The sequence below is a fragment of the Pseudonocardia parietis genome (assembly GCF_017876315.1).
Classification (GTDB): domain Bacteria; phylum Actinomycetota; class Actinomycetes; order Mycobacteriales; family Pseudonocardiaceae; genus Pseudonocardia; species Pseudonocardia parietis.
Map to the genome: position 1 here is coordinate 1,582,921 of NZ_JAGINU010000001.1, position 18,024 is coordinate 1,600,944.

Genomic DNA, 18,024 nt, shown 5'->3' on the forward strand with positions numbered 1-18,024 from the left:
CCGCGCGGGGCGACACCGCCCGACCTGCACGGCGGCGGGGTTGTTAGCGTCTTCGCGTGCCGAAGATCCTGACCAGCCTCCCCGTCGGCGAGCGCGTCGGCATCGCCTTCTCCGGTGGCCTCGACACCTCCGTCGCCGTCGCCTGGATGCGTGAGAACGGCTCCGTCCCGTATGCCTACACGGCCGACCTGGGACAGCCCGACGAGCCCGACCTCGTCGCGGTGCGCGAGCGCGCCCTCGAGTACGGCGCCGAGTCCGCACGTGTCGTCGACTGCCGCCGTGCGCTGGTCGACGAGGGCCTCGCGGCGATCGCCTGCGGCGCGTTCCACATCCGGGCCGGCGGTATGCCGTACTTCAACACCACGCCGATCGGCCGGGCCGTCACCGGCACCCTGCTCGTGCGCGCGATGGCGGAGGACGGCGTCTCGATCTGGGGCGACGGCTCGACGTTCAAGGGCAACGACATCGAGCGCTTCTACCGGTACGGCCTGCTCGCCAACCCGGGCCTGCGGATCTACAAGCCATGGCTGGACGAGGCGTTCGTCGACCAGCTCGGCGGCCGGACCGAGATGAGCCACTGGCTCGGCGACCGGAACCTGCCCTACCGGGCGTCCGCGGAGAAGGCGTACTCGACCGACGCGAACATCTGGGGCGCGACGCACGAGGCCAAGACGCTCGAGCACCTCGACACCTCGCTCGAGATCGTCGAGCCGATCATGGGCGTGCGGTTCTGGGACCCGGCGACGCCGATCGAGTCCGAGGACGTCACCGTCGAGTGGGAGGCCGGGCGCCCGGTCGCGCTCAACGGCGTCCGTTACGACGACCCGGTCGAGCTGGTGAACGAGGCGAACCGGATCGGCGGCCGGCACGGCCTCGGGATGACCGACCAGATCGAGAACCGGATCATCGAGGCGAAGAGCCGTGGCATCTACGAGGCCCCGGCGATGGCGCTGCTGTTCGTCACCTACGAGCGGCTGGTCAGCGCGATCCACAACGAGGACTCGCTGGCCGCGTACGAGACCGAGGGCCGTCGCCTCGGTCGGCTGCTCTACGAGGGCCGCTGGCTGGAGCCGCAGTCGCTGATGCTGCGCGAGTCGCTGACCCGCTGGGTCGGCAACGCGATCACCGGATCGGTGACCGTGCGCCTGCGCCGCGGCAACGACTGGTCGGTGCTCGACACCCGCGGCCCGGCGCTGGCCTACGCCGAGGACCGGCTGTCGATGGAGCGTGTCGAGGACGCCCCGTTCACCCCCGGCGACCGGATCGGCCAGCTCACGCTGCGCAACCTCGACCTGGCCGACTCCCGCGCCAAGCTCGAGCAGTACGCCGCGACCGGGATGCTCGGCGGGTCCTTCCAGGCCTTCGTCGGTGAGATCGAGAGCGGCCGGGCGATCGAGATCACCAAGACCCCGGCTCCGCCGGAGAGCGTCGAACACGCCGAGGAGGCCCTCGACCGCGCCGCCATGGAGACCGGGACCGACTGAGGCCGGGCGGGCACACCGTTGCCGGATGCGATGATCGGGGACGTGTTGCCTGCCATCGAACCCGTGCCCGGCGCGGGGACCGCCGCCCGTGGCGCAGGCGGTCCCCGCGCCGAGGCCGTGATCGACCTGGACGCCGTGCGGCACAACGTCGCGCACCTGTCCGGCCTGGCCTCCCGCTCGGGGGCCGCGACGATGGTCGTGATCAAGGCCGACGGCTACGGCCACGGCGCCCCCGGCGTCGCCCGGGCCGCGCTGTCGGCCGGGGCGACCCGGCTCGGTGTCGCCACGCTCGACGAGGCGCTCGCCGTGCGCGCCGCCGGGATCGACGCCCCGCTGCTCGCCTGGCTGCACCTGCCCGACGAGGACTTCGCCGCGGCCGTCGCTGCAGGGGTGGAGCTGTCGGCGTCCTCGCGGGAGCACCTGGCCGCGGTACTGGCCGGGGCCCGCGCGGCGGGCCGTCCGGTGCGGCTGCACCTCAAGGCCGACACCGGGCTGAACCGCGGCGGCTGCCGCCCGGAGGAGTGGCCGGAGCTGCTCGACGACGCCGCCGCCGCCGTCGCCGAGGGGACCGCCGAGGTGACCGCGGTCTGGTCGCACCTCGCGCGGGCCGACGAACCCGGGGACCCCAGCATCGACGCCCAGGCGGAGCGGCTGCGGGCCGCCGCGGCGCAGGCGCGGGCACGCGGGTTCGCGCCGCTGCTGCACCTGGCCAACTCGGCGGCCACGCTGACCCGCCCCGACCTGCACCTCGACGTCGTCCGGCCGGGTATCGCGGCCTACGGGCTGGACCCGATCGCGCAGCCCGCCGACAGCCCGCTGCGCCCGGCGATGACCGTGCGCGGCCGGATCGCGCTGGTGAAGACGATTCCGGCCGGGGAGGGTGTCTCCTACGGCCACGAGTGGGTCTCGGCGGGGCCGAGGACACTGGCGCTGATCCCGCTCGGCTACGCCGACGGCGTCCCGCGCCGGATGAACAACGGCGGCCGGATGCGGGTGCGGGTCGGCGGCCCGGGCGGCACCGTCCGGCCGGTGGCCGGCCGGGTCTGTATGGACCAGTTCGTCGTCGACTGCGGGGCACCGGGCGAGCTCGACGTCGCGGTCGGTGACCCGGTCGAGCTGTTCGGCACGGGTGCCGGCGGTGGGCCGACGGCCCGGGAGTGGGCCGACGAGATCGGCACGATCCACTACGAGATCGTCACCGGCATGAAGGGCCGGGTGCGCCGGACCGTCACCGGGGAGAACGCGTGAGCCGCAGGGGATGGACCGTCGCCGGGATCGCCGGCGGCATGGTCGGCGCGGCCGGCGCCGTGGCCGGTGCCGGGGTCGCCACGCAGCGCCGCAAGATCGCCGCCGCGCGCCGCAGCCTGGCCACCGAGATGACCGAGCACGGCGGGCAGGAGTCCGCCGGGCGGATCGGTGAGGAGAGCTCCGTGACGGCCGACGACGGCGTCCGGATCGCCTGCGAGGAGGTGGCCCCCGCCGACGGGTCGGAGCCCGCGCTCACCGTCGTGCTCGTGCACGGGTTCGCGCTCGACCGCCGGACCTGGCAGGAGCAGCGCGAGTTCCTGGCCTCGCTGTCCGGCCCGTCGGTCCGGATGGTGCTCTACGACCAGCGCAGCCACGGCCGCTCCGAGCGGGCCCCGCGGGACAGCTGCACGATCGACCAGCTGGGCCACGACCTGGACGCGGTGATCCGCGCACTGGCGCCGGAGGGGCCGCTGGTCCTGGCGGCGCACTCGATGGGCGGCATGACGGTGATGGCGCTCGCCGAGCAGCACCCGGAGCTGTTCCACGAGCGGGTCCTCGGCGTCGCGCTGATGTCGACCTCGGCCGGGGAGATCGCGACGGGCGGGCTGCCGGGCACGTTCCTGTCCCGCCGCAACCCGGTGACCCGCGCGCTCGGCACGCTCGCGGCGTGGCAGCCCGGCCTGGTGGAGACGGGCCGGCGTGCGCTCGGCGACGTCATCTGGGCGATCACCAAGCGGTTCGCCTACGGCGACCGGCAGGTCGACCCGCGGATGGTCGACCTGGTCGACACCATGATCGATTCGAACGCGGTCGGCGCGCTCACCGACTTCGTCGACACCCTGAACACGCACGACCGGCTCGCCGCCCTGGCCGGCCTCTCCGGCTCCGAGGTGCTGGTGCTGGCCGGTGACGCCGACCGGATCATCCCGTACCGGCACTCCGAGGTGATCTCCGAGGCGATCCCGACCGCACGGTTGGTGCGGCTGCCCGGGGTCGGGCACATGCCGATGCTGGAGCAGCCGGACCGGGTCGACGACGAGCTCGGGAACCTGATCGAGCGCAGCATGGAACGCGGTCGCGGCGACCGGTTCCGGCTCACCCGCCCGCAGCGCTCGAGGCGCCGTCCGCAGGCAGGCCCCGCCGCCGACGACGGCCGGCCGGGCCCGACCACCGCCGCGGAGCCTGCTGACCCGGCCACCACCGAGCCCGCCGACCCGGCCGCCGGAGACGAGCGGGCCGCGGCGGGCCGCACGAACGGCGCCGGGCGGCAGCGCGGTGGCGTCCTGCGCGGCGCCGGGCGGACGGCTCGCGTCACCCGCGCGGCGAAGGCCGCGCGCGGATCGCGGGCCCGGAAGGGCCGGTCGTGATCCCCGGCGCCGGTGCCGAGCCGGTGCGCCGCGAGCTGCCCACCGTGGCCGACACCGAGGCGTTCGGCGAGGCGATCGGCCGCGACCTCGCCGCCGGTGACGTGCTGCTGCTCGCCGGGCCACTCGGTGCCGGGAAGACCGCCCTGGTCCGCGGTCTCGCCCGCGGGCTCGGGGTGACCGGCGCCGTCGCGTCGCCGACGTTCGTGATCGCCCGCGAGCACCCGCCGTCCGGGGACGGGCCCGCGCTGGTGCACGTCGACGCCTACCGCCTCGGCGGGCCGGACGGCGCCGTGGACGTCGCCGCCGAGCTCGACGACCTCGACCTGGACACCGAGCTCGACCGGGCCGTCGTCGCGGTCGAGTGGGGGGTCGGGGTCGCCGACCGGCTCGGGGCGAGCGCGGTCGAGGTCGTGCTGGAGCGCCGCGCCGACGACACCCGGGTCGCCACGCTGCGCCGCACCCGGCGCCCGTAGGCTGAACGACCGTGCTGGTACTGGCCCTGGACACCGCGACCCCGGTCGTCACCGCCGGCCTGGTCGACCTGCCCGGCTCCGGCCCCCCGGTCCCGCTGGCGAGCCGGGCGTACGACGGTCGTAAGCACGGCGAGCTCCTCGTGCCCGCCGTCCGCGCACTGTGCGCCGAGGCCGGGCGGCCGTTGCCGTCGGTGGACGCGATCGTCGTCGGTGCCGGCCCCGGACCCTTCACCGGTCTGCGGGTCGGGATCGTCACCGCCGCCGCGCTCGGCCACGCCCTGGACGTGCCGGTGCACGGGGTGTGCTCGCACGACGGTCTCGCACTCACTGCGGCCGGCGTCGGCGAGCCGGGCGCGGAGCGTCCGCAGGCCGGCCCGGGGAACCTGCTGGTCGTGACCGACGCGCGTCGCCGGGAGGTCTACTGGGCGGCCTACGACCCGGCCGCCCGGCGGCTGACCGGCCCCACGGTGGAGCCGCCCGCCGCGCTCGCCGAGCGATTGTCCGAGCTCGCGATCGGGACGGTCGTCGGCGACCCCGCGTTCGCCGGCCCGCTCGGGGTGGAGATCACCGGCCCCGGTACGCCGTCGCCGGTGGGCCTGGCCGGTGTCGCCGCCGGCGCGCTGCGTGCCGGGCGGGCACCCGCCCCCGTCGAACCGCTCTACCTGCGCCGCCCGGACGCGGTCGAACCGACCGGGCGCAAGCGCGTCACCACGTGAGTACGACCGTCACGATCGGCCCGCTCTACCGGGCCGACGCCGAGCGCTGCGCCGAGCTGGAGGAGCTGCTGTTCGGGGGTGACGACCCGTGGAGCCCCCAGGCGTTCCGGGACGCCGTCACCTCCGGTCAGCTCTACCTCGCCGCCCGCGCCGGTTCCGAGCTGGTCGGGTATGCCGGGCTCGCCGTCGTCGCCGGGCCACCGCAGGCCGAGGCCGAGATCCACACGATCGGCGTCGACCCGGCCTGGCAGGGATACGGGATCGGGAGGGCGCTGCTCGCGAAGCTGATCGACGCCGCCGACCAGTTGCACGCGACCGTGTTCCTGGAGGTCCGGACGGACAACGTGCCCGCCCGGACGCTCTACGAGTCGTGCGGCTTCACCGTCGTCGGGCTGCGGAAGCGGTACTACCGGCCCTCCGGGGCGGATGCGCACACCATGCGGCGCGACCGCGCCACCCCCTAGAGGGTCGCCGCGACGTCGTCCAGGCTCGCCCGGGTGGCCTCGGCCAGCAGGTCCAGGTGCTCGGCCGTGATGGTGAGCGGCGGCGAGTAACCGATCGCGGACCCCATCGGCCGGATCAGCACACCCCGCTCCCTGGCCGCGCGGAACACCCGCTGCGGCAGGTCGGGTGTCGCAGCGAGCCGCTCCGGATCGAGGGCGAGCGCACCGAGGACGCCGACACCGCCGCGGGCGTGGTCGACGAGCGGGTGGTCGGCGATGCCCTGCAGGCGCTCGAGCAGCTGCGGTTCGAGCGTGTCCGCCCGCTCCAGCAGGCCGTCACGTTCCATCAGCGCGATCGTCGCCGAGCCGGCGGCGCAGGCGGCCGGGTGGCCGGCGTAGGTCTGGCCGTGCCGGAAGACCCGGCCCGGCTCGTCCCAGAACGGCGCGGCGATCCGCTCCGACGCGACGATCCCGCCGAGCGGCTGGTAGCCCGACGTCACGCCCTTGGCGAAGACGGCGATGTCCGGGCGCACCCCGAACCGCTCGATCCCGAACCAGTTCCCGAGCCGGCCGAACCCGCAGATGACGGCGTCGGCGACGAACAGCACGCCGTGCCGCCGGCAGACCTCGGCGGCCGCCTCGATGTAGCCCTCGGGCGGCGGCAGCACCCCGCCTGCGCCGATGACCGGCTCGCAGAAGAACGCGGCGACCCGCTCCGGACCGACGTCGACGATCGCCTTCTCCAGCCCGGCGGCGTCGTCCCACGGGGTCTGCAGGACGTCCGGTGTGAACGGCCCGCCCAGCCGGTTCCCGGGGATGCCGGCCAGCGAGGTGCCCAGACCGTGGGTGCCGTGGTAGCTGTGCTCGCGGTGCAGCAACACGGTGCGCTCGGGCTCACCGACAGCCGCGAAGTACTCGCGGGCCAGCTTCGCCGCGGTCTCGATCGAGTCGCCACCGCCGCTGGTGAAGAAGACCTTGCCGCCGTCGAGCGGGGCGCGGGCGGCGATCTCGTCGGCGAGGCGCAGTGCGGGTTCGTTGGCGAAGTCGGTGAACGTCGAGTACGCCTCCAGCTCGTACATCTGGGCGGCGACGGCGTCGACGATCTCGCGCCTGCCGTGCCCGACGTTGGCGTACCAGAGGCTCGCCGTGGCGTCGAGGTAGCGGGTGCCGGCGTCGTCGAACACCCAGACGTCCTCGCCACGGGTGATCGTCACCGTCGCGTCGCGGACCGAGTGCATGGCGGCGAAGGGATGCCAGAAGGCGGACATCCGCCCACGGTAGGGCCACGGCGCCCGTCCACGGACCAGTGCATCCACAACTGTGGACGCAGCAGTTGTGTTATCCACAACCTGTGGAGCTGGACGATCTGCTGGACCGCGGTGAGCTCGGGCTCGCGCCGGTCGTGACCGGACGACGGGTGCCGGTGCTCGGGGCGCACGTGGTCGAGATCCCGCAACCGACCCGCTGGGTGCCGCCGGGCTGGGTGCTGCTGACCACCGGGCTGCGGCTCGCCGATCCCGCCGGCTGCCGCGAGCTCGTCGCGGAGCTGGCCGGCGGCGGGGTGGCCGCGCTCGGGTTCGGGGTCGGGATCGTGCACGACGAGGTCCCCGCGGACCTGGTGGACGAGGCCCGGCTCCGGGACCTGCCGCTGTTCGCGGTGCCGGAGGCGACACCCTTCCGGGAGATCGTCCGAGCGGTCGACGCCACCGTGCTGGACCGCGACCTGGACGCGTTCCGCCGGGCCGCGGCGATCACCGACACCCTCACCGCGCTGCTCGGCGGCCCCGATCCCGCGACGGCACTCGTGCACGGCCTGGCCCGGGTGCTGCGGTGCGGGGCCGCCCTGCACCGGCCGGACGGCTCCGTCCTGGTCGCCGACCCGACGTCCGGGACGGGGGGTGCGGCCGAGCGCTGGACGCGGTTCCGCGCGCTGCCCGTCATCGGCCCGCCGGTGGAGGTGGTGGACGCCGACGGGCTGTTCGCCGCTGCCGTGCGACCGGCCGGGGAGCTGCGATCGTGGCTGGTCGCCGGGGTGTCGCGCGGGTCGGTGCCGGTGCCGCTGATCGTGCGGGCGGTGACGCTGGTGTCGCGGCTGCTGGGCGGGCTGGCCGCGGCGGGGGACGACGACCGCGAACGGCAGCGGCAGCTCCGGGCGGACCGGTTGCGGCAGCTGGTCGGCACCGGCACCGGCACCGGCACCGGAGCCGGGTCGGCCGGCGCCGGTCGGGCCGGGGCCGGTCATCCGGCTGTCGGCGCGGAGTCGGGCCACGGGTCTGCCGGGGCCGGTCCGGCCGTTGTTGCGGGGGCGGGCTACGGGCCTGCCGGGACGGGTCCGGCTGTGGATCGGGCCCGGGTGGTCGCGGTCCTGGCGCCCGGGACCGGTGTGCTCGATGCCGAGCGGGTCCTCGACGGTCTGCAGGCGCCGTACCTGCTCGGCGAGCTCGACGGCGCGGTGGTCGCGCTGGCGGAGGGCGTGCCGGAGACGCTGCCGGTCGCGGGCCGCGCGGCCGTGCCAGCGGGCGCGCCCGTCGCCCCCGCGTATCGCAACGCCCGTCTCGCCGCCCGGCGTTCGGCGATCACCGGTGGCGGGCAGGTCCGCGTCGAGGATCTGCCGGTGCTGGACCGGATGGTCCTCGAGCTCGGCGCGGACCGGGTGTCCGAACTGGCCGGGGACGTCCTCGCACCGCTGGACGCCACCCTGGTGGCCACATTGCGCACCTGGCTGTCGCACCGGCAGGACGTGCCCGCGACCGCGCGGGCGCTGCACGTGCACGACAACAGCGTCCGGCACCGGCTCGGGCGGGTGCGGGCGCTGGTCGGCGACCTGCGGGATCCGTCGATGCTGGCGGGGGTTTACCTGGCGCTGCTCACCGACGGGTCAGCACCGCTCACCGGTGGCCGACGGTGACGAGGCCCGTCTCGTACCCGAGCACGACGGCCTGGACCCGGTCGCGCAGGCCGAGCTTCTGCAGGACCCGGCTGACGTGGGTCTTCGTGGTCTGCTCCGCGATGAACAGGCTCGCCGCGATCTCCGTGTTGGTCATGCCGAGGGCGATGAGACGCAGGACCTCACGCTCACGGTCGGTCAGCGCGTTCAGCACGGTCGACGTGGTGTCGGGGTGAGGCTGCGCGGACACGAAGTTCTCGATCAGCCGTCGTGTGACGCTCGGCGACAGCAGCGCCTCACCACCGGCCACCACCCGGACGGCGTGCAGCAGCTCCTCCGGGTCGCTGTCCTTGAGCAGGAACCCGCTCGCCCCGGCCCGCAACGCTGCGTAGATGTAGTCGTCCAGGTCGAACGTGGTCAGCATCAGGACCCGTGGGGGGTGGCCCTCGACCCGGTCCGGTCCGAGCACGGCCTCGGTGGCGGCGAGACCGTCGAGGACCGGCATCCGGACGTCCATCAGGATCAGGTCCGGCAGGGTGCGCCGGTAGAGCTCCACCCCGGCCCGGCCGTCCGCGGCCTCCCCGACGACCGTCATGTCGTCGTCGGACTCGAGGATGGCGCGGATGCCGACACGGATCATCGGCTGGTCGTCCACGATCAGGATCCGGATCATGTCTCGTCCCTCGGCAGTCGTGCGGACACCCGGTACCCGCCGTCGTCGGTCGTTCCGGTCGCGAGCGTGCCGTCGAGGAGGCGCAACCGCTCCCGCATTCCGTGCAGTCCGTGCCCCGCTGGGCCGGCGGGTGGGGGTGGGCGCTCGGGGGCCTCGTTCACCACCTCGATCACCAGCTCGTCCGGGGCGAGGTCCAGCGACACGCGGGCGGGTGCGCCGGGTGCGTGCCGGATGACGTTGCTCAGCGACTCCTGCACGATCCGGTAGGCCGCGGTGCTCACGGGGTCCGGCAGCGTCTGCAGCTCGGGCGGCGGTGGCGCGGCGAGCTGCACGGTCGCCCCGGCCTGCCGCGTCGACTCCACCAGCTCCGCCAGCCGGTCCAGGCCGGGGACCGGGGTGAGCGACGGATCCGCGTCCTCGTCCCGCAGCACCGTCAGGAGCTGGCGCATCTCGCGGATGGTCGACCGGGCGCCCGCGGCGATCCGGACGAACTCGGCCTTGGACCCGGGGTCGATGTCGGAGATCCGGTAGGCCGCCGAGTTGGCCTGCATGTGGATCACCGACATGCCGTGTGCGACCACGTCGTGCAGTTCCCGGGCGATCCGGGTGCGTTCCTCGGCCATGGCGCGCTGGCTCTGCTCCATCGCGACGTCCCGCCGTGCCTCGGCGAGCTGCCGGCGGATGCCGGCCCAGTGGCGCAACGCCAGCACGGCGATGACCAGCGGCAGCGAGACGTTGGTGTAGACGATCACCGTGGTCGCGGCGTCCTCGATCGTCCGGCCACGTGGATCGATCAGGACCAGCAGGACGAGCAGCAGCACGCTGGCCCACCAGATCACCGCCGTCGGGCGCCACGGGTGGCGTGCCGCGATCAGCACGACGAACACCATCAGCGTGAGCAGCCCGGGGACCGTCAGCGGCCAGGTCGGTCCCGCGCCGACCGGAATGGCCAGCGAGAACGCGACGATCCCCGCGAACTGGAGCACGGTGCTGCCTCTCGGGTGGGCCGAGGCCGGCGGAAGCGAGCCCGCCTGCAGGGTCGCGGCGACGAGGGCGACCAGGAGGGGGACGTCGTACGCGGCTGCGGAGACCGGGAACGAGATCGCCAGCAGGATCGCGGCCAGGACGCCCGTGCCGAACCACCAGAGCAGGGTCGGCGACGGTCGTCGTCCGCGGATGGTCACCACGTCCGGACTGTACTCAGGGTCGTCCCGGGGGCGCCTCGCTCCGCGGAGGGATGCCGACCGGTACCGCGGAGCTACCGAGATCGACACCGGAGACCGACGCCGAAGGTCGTGTCCTGCACCGACAGTCGTCGCACGGACTGCTGGTGCACCTGCCCGGGGCGCCGCCGACGATCGAAGGAGACGTTCCCCGTGCGAGTCCTCATCGGAGCCGACACCTACGCACCCGACGTCAACGGTGCCTCGTACTTCGCGCAGCAGCTGGCCGGTGGCCTGGGATCGCGCCACGAGGTGCACGTGGTGACCGCGGCCCGCTCCACCCGGAGGCACACCGTCCGCCGGAACGGCATCGTCGAGCATCGGCTCGGGTCGTTGCCGGTGGTGCGGCGCAGAGGATTCCGCTTCTGTCCGCCGATCGGTCTGGTCGCTGTGGCCGGCCGGATCCTCGATCGCGTCCGACCGGACGTGGTGCACGTGCAGAGCCATCTGTTCGTCGGCCGGGCGTTGCTCGCCGCCGCCCGCGAGCGCGGCCTCCCGGTGGTGGCGACCAACCACTTCATGCCGGAGAACCTGGCGCCCTATCTGCCGGTACGTGGCGTGCTGCGGGACCGGTTGCAGCGCTGGGCGTGGGCCGACGCGGCCCGGGTGTTCTCCCGCGCCGCCGTGGTGACCGCCCCGACCCCGTACGCGGCCGAGCTGCTGGAGTCCGTCGGCGTCCCCGGCCCGGTGCACGCGATCTCGTGCGGTACCGACCTGTCCCGGTTCCGCAGTGCGGCGGCGGCGGACTTCCGGGCCCGCTACGGCGTTCCGCACCGGCCGACCGTCGCGTTCGTCGGGCGGCTCGACCGGGAGAAGAACCTCGACGTCCTGGTGCGCGCCCTGCCCGCGGTCCGCCGCCGGATCCCCGGTGCCCAGCTGCTGCTGGTCGGCACCGGCGACCAGCAGCACCGGCTGGAGTCCCTGGCAGGACGGCTGGACGTGACCGGTGCGGTGTTCTTCACGGGCTTCGTCGACGACGCGGACCTCCCGGCCGCCTACGCCACCGCGGACGTCTTCGCCAACGCGGGTACCGCCGAGCTGCAGAGCCTGGCGACCCTGGAGGCGATGGCGTCCGGTCTGCCGGTCGTCGGAGCCGACTCCTCCGCGCTGCCGCACCTGGTGCGCGACGCCCACAACGGCTACCTCTTCCCGCCCGGCGACGCGACGACGCTCGCCGACCGGCTGGTGACCCTGCTCGCCGATCCGGCGCGGGCCCGCCTGATGGGCCGGCGCAGCCGGGCGCTGGCCGAGCGGCACGACGTCGCGGGCACGGTCGCCGCGTTCGAGACGGTCTACCGCGAGGTCGTCCCGGGGCGCGCCGCAGCTGCGGCGATGGGGAAGGCCGGATGACCGTCGGGGCCGGCGGGTGGTGCCGGCCGGTGCCGACCCGATGACGCTCCTCGGCGCGGCGGGCCTCGGGGTCTGGCCGCACGAGCCGCTCGCCGTGTTGTGGCCGGCCATGCTGCTGGAGGGTCCGGTCGCCACGCTCGTCGCCGGATCTCTGGTGGGGGCCGGTGTGCTCGCGTTCTGGCCGGTGTGGCTCGCGGCGACGGCGGCGGACCTGATCACCGACAGCCTGCTCTTCCTGCTGGGACGGTGCGGGCACGGCTCCCGCGCGAGCCGATTGCTGCGCCGGCTCGGGCTCACCGGATCGCGGTGGCGGAACCTGCGGACCGGCGTGCACACCCAGCTGCCCCGGGTGGTGGTCGGTTCGAAGCTGGTCGACGCCGGAGCGGTGCCGGCCTTTCTCGCCGTCGGGATGGCGGGCGTGTCCTACCGCCGCTTCATGGCATGGAACGCGCCGGTGACAGCGGTCCGGGCCGCCCTGCTGACCGGCGTCGGCATGCTCGTGGGCCATCGGCTCGCCGATGCGTTCACGGCCCGGCCGTGGCTCGCCGTCGTCGGCGGGGTGGCGCTGGGGGCGGCCCTGCTCGCCGTCCAGGCCGTGGCCACCCGGCTCACGGCCCGACGGCGTGGAGACCCGACCGCGAACGAGAAATACACGCGCCGCCTTCTCCGGAACGTTCCATCCGCCACCGAGTCGGTCGTAGCTCTCCAGCGGTATCCAGATGTCACCCGGCAGTAGGGGTCCACAGAGTACTCCCGCTTGATGTGCCAGATCGCGCCACATTCGACACTTTTCGGGTATCCCCGAGGAGGACATTCATGGCCATCGTCCACACAGTGCCGCACCGCACGACACCACCCCGCCCGACCTCGCGTGACGCCGGAATCGACCTGGTCCGCGCCGTGTGCGTGAGCGTCGTCGTGATGCTGCACGCGCTCATGGTCGGGGTCACGGTGGACCGGACGGGTCCGGTGTTCGAGAACGCCGCCGAGAATGCGACGTGGTTCGTGCCGCTCACCTGGGTCGCGCAGGTGATGCCGGTGTTCTTCGTGATCGGCGGATTCGCCGGGCTACACGCCTACCGTCGACTCCGAGAGGGAGGTGGCACCGCCGTCGACTTCGTCACCCGGCGGCTGCACCGGCTCGTGCTGCCGGCGATGCTCTCGATCGCCACCGTCGGAGTCCTACTCGCGATACTCACGATATCGGGAGTTCCGGCCGATCTGGTGCAGATCGCCGGATTCCGCTACAGCCAGCCCCTGTGGTTCCTCGGCGTGTTCCTGCTCTGCCAGTCCCTCCTGCCCACGCTCGTCGCCGCGCACGAGCGCGCACCATTCCTCACCATTCTCGGAATCGTCGCGCTCGCGGTTGTCGTCGACGGGATCCGCGGCGTCAGCGGAATCGAAGCGGTCGGACTCCTCAACCTCGCTTTCGTCTGGCTGGCACTACAGCAGCTCGGGTTCTTCCTCGCCGAGGGACGCATCGACGCACTTCGCCGCCGGACGCGCGGACTGGCCGGCCTGACGGCGGTCGCCATCCTCGCGAGCACCTTCGCCGCAGGCATCTTCTCCCCGGACCTCCTCGTGAACCTCAACCCGGCGACGACCGCCCTGCTGCTGGTCGGAGTGGCACAGACCGCGGTGCTCTCACTGCTGCGCCGCCCGATCACGAACCTCAGCAGGCATCCATGGGCGACGGCGTTCACGGCCTTCGTCACGGCCCGCACCATGACGATCTACCTCTGGCACATGCCGGTGCTGCTGACGATGGCGGGCGTCTGCGCGCTCCTCGCGATGAACGACGTCCTGGCGCTCCCCGAGCCGTCCGGCGTTGCGTGGTGGCTCACCCGGCCGCTGTGGGTCGTCGTCGCTCTCGGCCTCACCGCGGGCACGGCCTGGGCGTTCGCCGGCGGTGAGCGCCGACGGATGCCGGAGTCCACGAGGTCGGCGTACCGGGCCCTGCAGGCGGTGCTGCTCGGACTCGTCGCCGTGGTGGTGTTGCTCGTGGCCGGCACCTCGGTCCTCACCGCTGCGATCGCGGTCAGCACCTTCCTCCTGTCGCTCCGCTGTATCCGCGTCCCGCGCCGCGTCGACGGCTCGCTCGGCCCCGAGGAGATCCCGGATCATCGGGCTGCCCGGTCCCAGTGGGCGACGGAGCGTCGGTGCAGCAGCTCGCGGTACTCGCGGGTGGTGTCGGGGTGCAGCTCGCCGGTACCCCAGTCGACGACGACGCCGTAGCGGCGGACGAGGTCGGCGGTGTCGAGCTCGCCGGCCCGGTAGCGGCGCGCGACGTCCTCGGGGTCGGTCTCCAGCAGGCCACGCCGCTCCGACCGGATCCGGGCGCGGGCTTCCTCGGTGGCGGCGGTGTCGAGTTCGTACCGGTCGAGTTCGGGGTCGATCGCCCGGACCACCACGCCGTAGTCACGCTCGGCGCCGTCGAGGCTCACGTAGCCGTCGATCACGTCCTCGAGCACCGCGGCCGGGTCCCGGGTGAGCGGGTCGCCCATCCCGCCCCCACCGGCCGACGGCCGGGTGAACGTGTCCCCGGGCCCGACCTTCACCCCGGAGAACGTCGCGCCGAGGAACCGCGGATCGTCCGAGTCGCGGTTGAGCCACACCCCGTGCGGGACCGACGGCAGCCCGCCCTCGATGCCCCAGGTCACCGACCGCGCCCGGTCGCAGCAGTAGGACATCACGGTGCCGGCGCAGTCGGTGAGCGTGCCGCCCTTCTCCAGGCCGCATCCGCCGCGGTACCGGCCGGGGCCGCCGGAGTCGGGCACGATCCGGTGCTCGGTGATGATCACGGGGGAGAGCCGCTCCTGCCCCTCGACTGGCTGTACGGCCAGACCGGGCCCGAACACGGGGGCGGTGGCGTTCGGCCCGTCCTTGGTCGCGCGGGCGCCCCAGCCACCGGCCATCCAGTCGTACCACATGAAGAACGGGCGGTCCGCCGTCCGCGCGTCCCGGCCACCGATGAGCAGGTACTCCAGGTTGAACGCGCACGCCATGGCCCGCTCCGGCATGACCCCCGACCACATCTCGAACAGGCCGTTCATCAGCTTCTCGTACGGCCCCGAGCAGAACCCGGTGACGGCGTGCGGCCAGCCCGCGTTCACCACCGTCCCCTCCGGACCGATGTCGGCCTTGACGACCCGGTAGAAGCCGGAGTTGAGCGGTACCTCCGGGAAGAACGTCTTGGTGCCCGCGTAGAGGGCGGAGAACGTCGTCCCGTAGCCGGAGTTGAGGAACGTCGAGACGACCGGTGCGCTGCCGTTCAGGTCGTAGAACACGCCGTCGGCGTCGATCGTCATCCGGATCCGCACCGGGATCAGGCCCTCGCCGGCACCGGGGTCGGCGTCGAGGTGGTCGACGGTCTCCCAGGTCCCGGTCGGCAGCTCGGTCAGGCGGGCGCGCACCAGGCGCTCCACGTAGTCCTGCACGCCGGTCATGGCGGCGACGACGGTGCCGCGGCCGTAGCGCTCCACCAGCCGCAGCACCTCCCGCTCGCACACCGAGGTGGCCTCGGCCTGCGCGTTCAGGTCGCCCATGCTGCTGTATGGCGAGCGGGTGTTGGACACGAGCAGCTGCGCGACGTCGTCGAGCCGGCGGCCGCGGCTCCACACCCGCAGCGGCGGGATCCGGAGTCCCTCGCCGAAGTGCTCGCTCGCGTTGACGTCGAACGAGCCCGGCACCGACCCGCCGATGTCGGCCCAGTGCCCCTTGTTCTGGGCGTAACCGATGACCTCGTCGCCGACGAAGATCGGCCGGATGAAGCTGACGTCGTTGAAGTGGGTGCCGCCCCGGTAGGGGTCGTTGACGGCGAAGACGTCGCCGGGGTGGATGTCGTCGCCGAACTGCTCCAGCACCGCCTTGCACTGGAAGTGCAGGGTGCCGACGTGCACGGCGATGTCCTCGCTGCCCTGCATGACGGTGTTGCCCTCGGCGTCGCACAACGCCGAGGAGAAGTCGCGGGCGTAGATGACGAACGAGTAGCAGGTCCGCATGATCTGCTCGCTCATCAGGTCGACGGCGGTGACGAAGGCGTTCTTGAGCACCTCGAACGTCACCGGGTCGAGCCCGGCCGGGGTCAGGGGTGCCTGCTGGGTGTCGGTCATCGGGTCCCTCCCGCGATCCGGATGCGGATGTTGAGCCACTCGTCGACCTCGGCCCGGCACCCGGGCGGTACGAGCGTGGTCGAGTCGAGCTGTTCCACGACGGCCGGGCCGTCGAACGTGTGCCCCGCCTGCAGCGCGGTCCGGTCGTACACGGCGGTGTCGACCCAGCCGGACCCGGAGAAGTGCACCGGGCGACGGCGGTCCGGCACGGGTTCGCCGTCGACCGGGGGCCGGGGCGGGAACGACGGCTTCGGTGTCGTGCCGATCACCGTGAGCCCCAGCTGGTAGATCTCGACCGGGGTGTCGTCGCGGCGGAACGCGTGCTCACGCTCGTGCTGTTCGTGGAACCGCTCGACGGCCTCGTCGAGCGCGCCGGGGCCGCGCCCGCAGTCGACCTGCAGCGACCGCCACTGGCCGAGGTAACGCATCGAGACCGTCCGTTGCAGGACGACGTCGGCCTCGGCCACGCCCTCGGCCGTCATCCGGGCCGCGGCCTCCTCCTCCAGCCCGCCGAAGGCGTCCTCGAAATCGACGATGTCGATCTCGTCGGCCCGCCCGCCGAACATCGCGGACAGGTCGTGCCGGATGTCGACGAGCAGGCAGCCCAGCGCCGAGGTCACGCCCGGGTTGGGCGGGACGATCACGGTCGGGATGTTCAGCTCGCGGGCGATGTCGGCGCCGTGCAGGCCGCCCGCCCCGCCGAACGCGATCAGGGCGAACTCGCGCGGGTCGTAGCCGCGCCGGATCGAGATCAGCCGGACGGCGTCGGCCATGTTGGCGTTCGCGACCTCCAGTACGGCCTCGGCGGCCCGGTCGACGTCGAGCCCGAGCGGATCGGCGACCGTGGTGCGCAGTGCCTTCTCGGCGAGGTCGCGACGCAGCTGCTTCGCCCCGCCTGCCAGGGAGTCGCCGAGCCGTCCGAGGTACATGTTCGCGTCGGAGTTGGTGGCGAGCTCGCCGCCGCCGTCGTAGCAGGCGGGGCCGGGGTCGGCGCCCGCGGACTGCGGGCCGTTGCGCAGCGAGCCCGCGTCGTCGATGTGGGCGATCGAGCCGCCGCCCGCACCGATCGTCAGCACCTCGATCGACGGGAAGATGATCGGGTGGCCGAACTCGACCGACCACTCCTTGGTCATCCGCAGCGTGCCGCCGTGCACCAGCGACAGGTCGGTGCTGGTCCCGCCCATGTCCAGGCCGATGGCGTCGGCGAACCCGCACTGGGCCGCGACGTGCCGCGCCGCGATGGCACCGGCGGCGATCCCGCTCGCCGCGAGGCGGACCGGGTAGCGCTCGACGGTGCGCGGGGTCATCGACCCGCCGCCGGAGTGCAGCAGCAACAGGTCCTCGGTGTAACCGCCCGCGCGCAGCTCGTCGGCCAGCCGCCCGACGTACCCGCTCACCAGCGGCGCCAGCACGGCGTTCGCGACCGTGGTGGTGAACCGGCCGTGCTCGAAGATCTCCGGGAGGATCTCGGCGCTCGTCGACACCGAGGCCCCGGGCAGCTCCTGCTCCAGGATCTCCCGCATCCGGATCTCGTGCGCGGGGTTGGCGTAGGAGTTCACGAAGCAGACGGCCACGGTGTGGGCCCCGCGCCGGCGCAGCAGCCGGGCGAGGTCGCGGGCCGCGACCTCGTCGAGCGGGGAGACCACCCGGCCGGCGTGGTCGATCCGCTCGGGCACCTCGAAACGGTCCCGGCGCCGGATGTAGGGCGGCGCCACGTCGGCGTAGGCGTCCCAGAGGTCGTCGCGGGTGCCGTCCCGGATCTCGATGACATCGCGGAAGCCGCGGGTGGTCACCATGGCGGCCGGCCGGAAGCTGCGGGTGATGAGCGCGTTCGTGGCGACCGTGGTGCCGTGTGAGAACAGCGAGACCCGGCTCAGGTCGATCCGGCCCCGTGCGACGCCGTCGAGTACCGCACGCATCGGATCGTCCGGTGTGGACGGGACCTTGGTGACCCGCACGTCGTGGTCGTCCTCGTCGAACACGCAGACGTCGGTGAAGGTCCCCCCGACGTCGATCGCGACCCGTTGCCTGCTCATCTGTCCTCCGTC

Annotated in this window: 15 protein-coding genes; 10 read left to right on the forward strand and 5 right to left on the reverse strand. The window is 73.6% G+C overall.

The features are described 5' to 3' along the window. The first annotated feature begins 56 nt into the window (after window positions 1–56). From argG to rimI, 6 genes are read left to right on the forward strand one after another with little or no spacing between them, the layout of a single operon-like run. Window positions 57–1,484 carry an argininosuccinate synthase gene (gene argG / locus JOF36_RS07615; RefSeq protein ID WP_210025685.1) on the forward strand — a complete coding sequence of 476 codons (1,428 nt, stop codon included), beginning with the start codon at window positions 57–59 and terminating at the stop codon, window positions 1,482–1,484. Window positions 1,485–1,514: 30 nt separating this feature from the next. Beyond that, the gene (alr, locus tag JOF36_RS07620; RefSeq protein ID WP_210025686.1) at window positions 1,515–2,732 is read left to right on the forward strand and encodes an alanine racemase; all 1,218 of its coding nucleotides are present in this window, start codon (window positions 1,515–1,517) and stop codon (window positions 2,730–2,732) included. After that, complete coding sequence (locus JOF36_RS07625) at window positions 2,729–4,099, forward strand: alpha/beta fold hydrolase (protein WP_307862262.1); 1,371 nt, start codon at window positions 2,729–2,731, stop codon at window positions 4,097–4,099. The genes alr and JOF36_RS07625 overlap by 4 nt, the downstream gene beginning before the upstream one ends. Then, on the forward strand, window positions 4,096–4,572 hold the full coding sequence (gene tsaE / locus JOF36_RS07630) for a tRNA (adenosine(37)-N6)-threonylcarbamoyltransferase complex ATPase subunit type 1 TsaE (protein ID WP_307862263.1): 477 nt from the start codon (window positions 4,096–4,098) through the stop codon (window positions 4,570–4,572). Before JOF36_RS07625 ends, tsaE begins: the two co-directional genes overlap by 4 nt. Before the next feature lie 11 nt (window positions 4,573–4,583). Next, the gene (gene tsaB / locus JOF36_RS07635) at window positions 4,584–5,288 is read left to right on the forward strand and encodes a tRNA (adenosine(37)-N6)-threonylcarbamoyltransferase complex dimerization subunit type 1 TsaB (protein ID WP_210025687.1); all 705 of its coding nucleotides are present in this window, start codon (window positions 4,584–4,586) and stop codon (window positions 5,286–5,288) included. Next, on the forward strand, window positions 5,285–5,752 hold the full coding sequence (rimI, locus tag JOF36_RS07640; protein ID WP_210025688.1) for a ribosomal protein S18-alanine N-acetyltransferase: 468 nt from the start codon (window positions 5,285–5,287) through the stop codon (window positions 5,750–5,752). The genes tsaB and rimI overlap by 4 nt, the downstream gene beginning before the upstream one ends. Here rimI and JOF36_RS07645 read toward each other — a convergent pair. Next, the gene (locus tag JOF36_RS07645) at window positions 5,749–6,999 is read right to left on the reverse strand and encodes an aminotransferase family protein (RefSeq protein WP_210025689.1); all 1,251 of its coding nucleotides are present in this window, start codon (window positions 6,997–6,999) and stop codon (window positions 5,749–5,751) included. The two genes, rimI and JOF36_RS07645, sit on opposite strands and share 4 nt — an antisense overlap. 83 nt (window positions 7,000–7,082) lie before the next feature. Between JOF36_RS07645 and JOF36_RS07650 the strand changes: the two genes are divergently transcribed. Next, window positions 7,083–8,639: a PucR family transcriptional regulator gene (locus JOF36_RS07650; RefSeq protein WP_210025690.1), complete on the forward strand. Its 1,557-nt coding sequence runs from the start codon at window positions 7,083–7,085 to the stop codon at window positions 8,637–8,639. Here JOF36_RS07650 and JOF36_RS07655 read toward each other — a convergent pair. After that, complete coding sequence (locus JOF36_RS07655) at window positions 8,620–9,291, reverse strand: response regulator (protein WP_210025691.1); 672 nt, start codon at window positions 9,289–9,291, stop codon at window positions 8,620–8,622. The two genes, JOF36_RS07650 and JOF36_RS07655, sit on opposite strands and share 20 nt — an antisense overlap. Next, complete coding sequence (locus JOF36_RS40775; RefSeq protein WP_210025692.1) at window positions 9,288–10,478, reverse strand: histidine kinase; 1,191 nt, start codon at window positions 10,476–10,478, stop codon at window positions 9,288–9,290. Before JOF36_RS40775 ends, JOF36_RS07655 begins: the two co-directional genes overlap by 4 nt. A gap of 189 nt (window positions 10,479–10,667) precedes the next feature. Between JOF36_RS40775 and JOF36_RS07665 the strand changes: the two genes are divergently transcribed. The 3 genes from JOF36_RS07665 (at window position 10,668) to JOF36_RS07675 (ending at window position 14,099) form a co-directional block, all read left to right on the forward strand. Beyond that, complete coding sequence (locus tag JOF36_RS07665; protein WP_210025693.1) at window positions 10,668–11,864, forward strand: glycosyltransferase; 1,197 nt, start codon at window positions 10,668–10,670, stop codon at window positions 11,862–11,864. 40 nt (window positions 11,865–11,904) lie between these two features. Then, the gene (locus tag JOF36_RS07670) at window positions 11,905–12,600 is read left to right on the forward strand and encodes a DedA family protein (protein ID WP_210025694.1); all 696 of its coding nucleotides are present in this window, start codon (window positions 11,905–11,907) and stop codon (window positions 12,598–12,600) included. Window positions 12,601–12,680: 80 nt separating this feature from the next. Continuing rightward, window positions 12,681–14,099 (forward strand): acyltransferase family protein, encoded by a 1,419-nt coding sequence (locus tag JOF36_RS07675; RefSeq protein ID WP_210025695.1) that lies wholly within the window; start codon window positions 12,681–12,683, stop codon window positions 14,097–14,099. Here JOF36_RS07675 and JOF36_RS07680 read toward each other — a convergent pair. Together JOF36_RS07680 and JOF36_RS07685 are read right to left on the reverse strand one after the other, a co-directional pair. Continuing rightward, the gene (locus JOF36_RS07680) at window positions 13,985–15,976 is read right to left on the reverse strand and encodes a hydantoinase B/oxoprolinase family protein (RefSeq protein WP_210025696.1); all 1,992 of its coding nucleotides are present in this window, start codon (window positions 15,974–15,976) and stop codon (window positions 13,985–13,987) included. The two genes, JOF36_RS07675 and JOF36_RS07680, sit on opposite strands and share 115 nt — an antisense overlap. Next, the gene (locus JOF36_RS07685) at window positions 15,973–18,012 is read right to left on the reverse strand and encodes a hydantoinase/oxoprolinase family protein (RefSeq protein WP_210025697.1); all 2,040 of its coding nucleotides are present in this window, start codon (window positions 18,010–18,012) and stop codon (window positions 15,973–15,975) included. The genes JOF36_RS07680 and JOF36_RS07685 overlap by 4 nt, the downstream gene beginning before the upstream one ends. Between the last annotated feature and the right edge of the window lie 12 nt (window positions 18,013–18,024).

Excerpts from the sequence above, each read along its gene's own strand:
- alr (WP_210025686.1), top strand. The coding sequence starts at position 1,515 with ATGATCGGGGACGTGTTGCCTGCCATCGAACCCGTGCCCGGCGCGGGG.
- JOF36_RS07645 (WP_210025689.1), bottom strand. The coding sequence starts at position 6,999 with ATGTCCGCCTTCTGGCATCCCTTCGCCGCCATGCACTCGGTCCGCGAC.
- JOF36_RS07655 (WP_210025691.1), bottom strand. The coding sequence starts at position 9,291 with ATGATCCGGATCCTGATCGTGGACGACCAGCCGATGATCCGTGTCGGC.
- JOF36_RS07670 (WP_210025694.1), top strand. The coding sequence starts at position 11,905 with ATGACGCTCCTCGGCGCGGCGGGCCTCGGGGTCTGGCCGCACGAGCCG.
- JOF36_RS07675 (WP_210025695.1), top strand. The coding sequence starts at position 12,681 with ATGGCCATCGTCCACACAGTGCCGCACCGCACGACACCACCCCGCCCG.
- JOF36_RS07680 (WP_210025696.1), bottom strand. The coding sequence starts at position 15,976 with ATGACCGACACCCAGCAGGCACCCCTGACCCCGGCCGGGCTCGACCCG.
- JOF36_RS07685 (WP_210025697.1), bottom strand. The coding sequence starts at position 18,012 with ATGAGCAGGCAACGGGTCGCGATCGACGTCGGGGGGACCTTCACCGAC.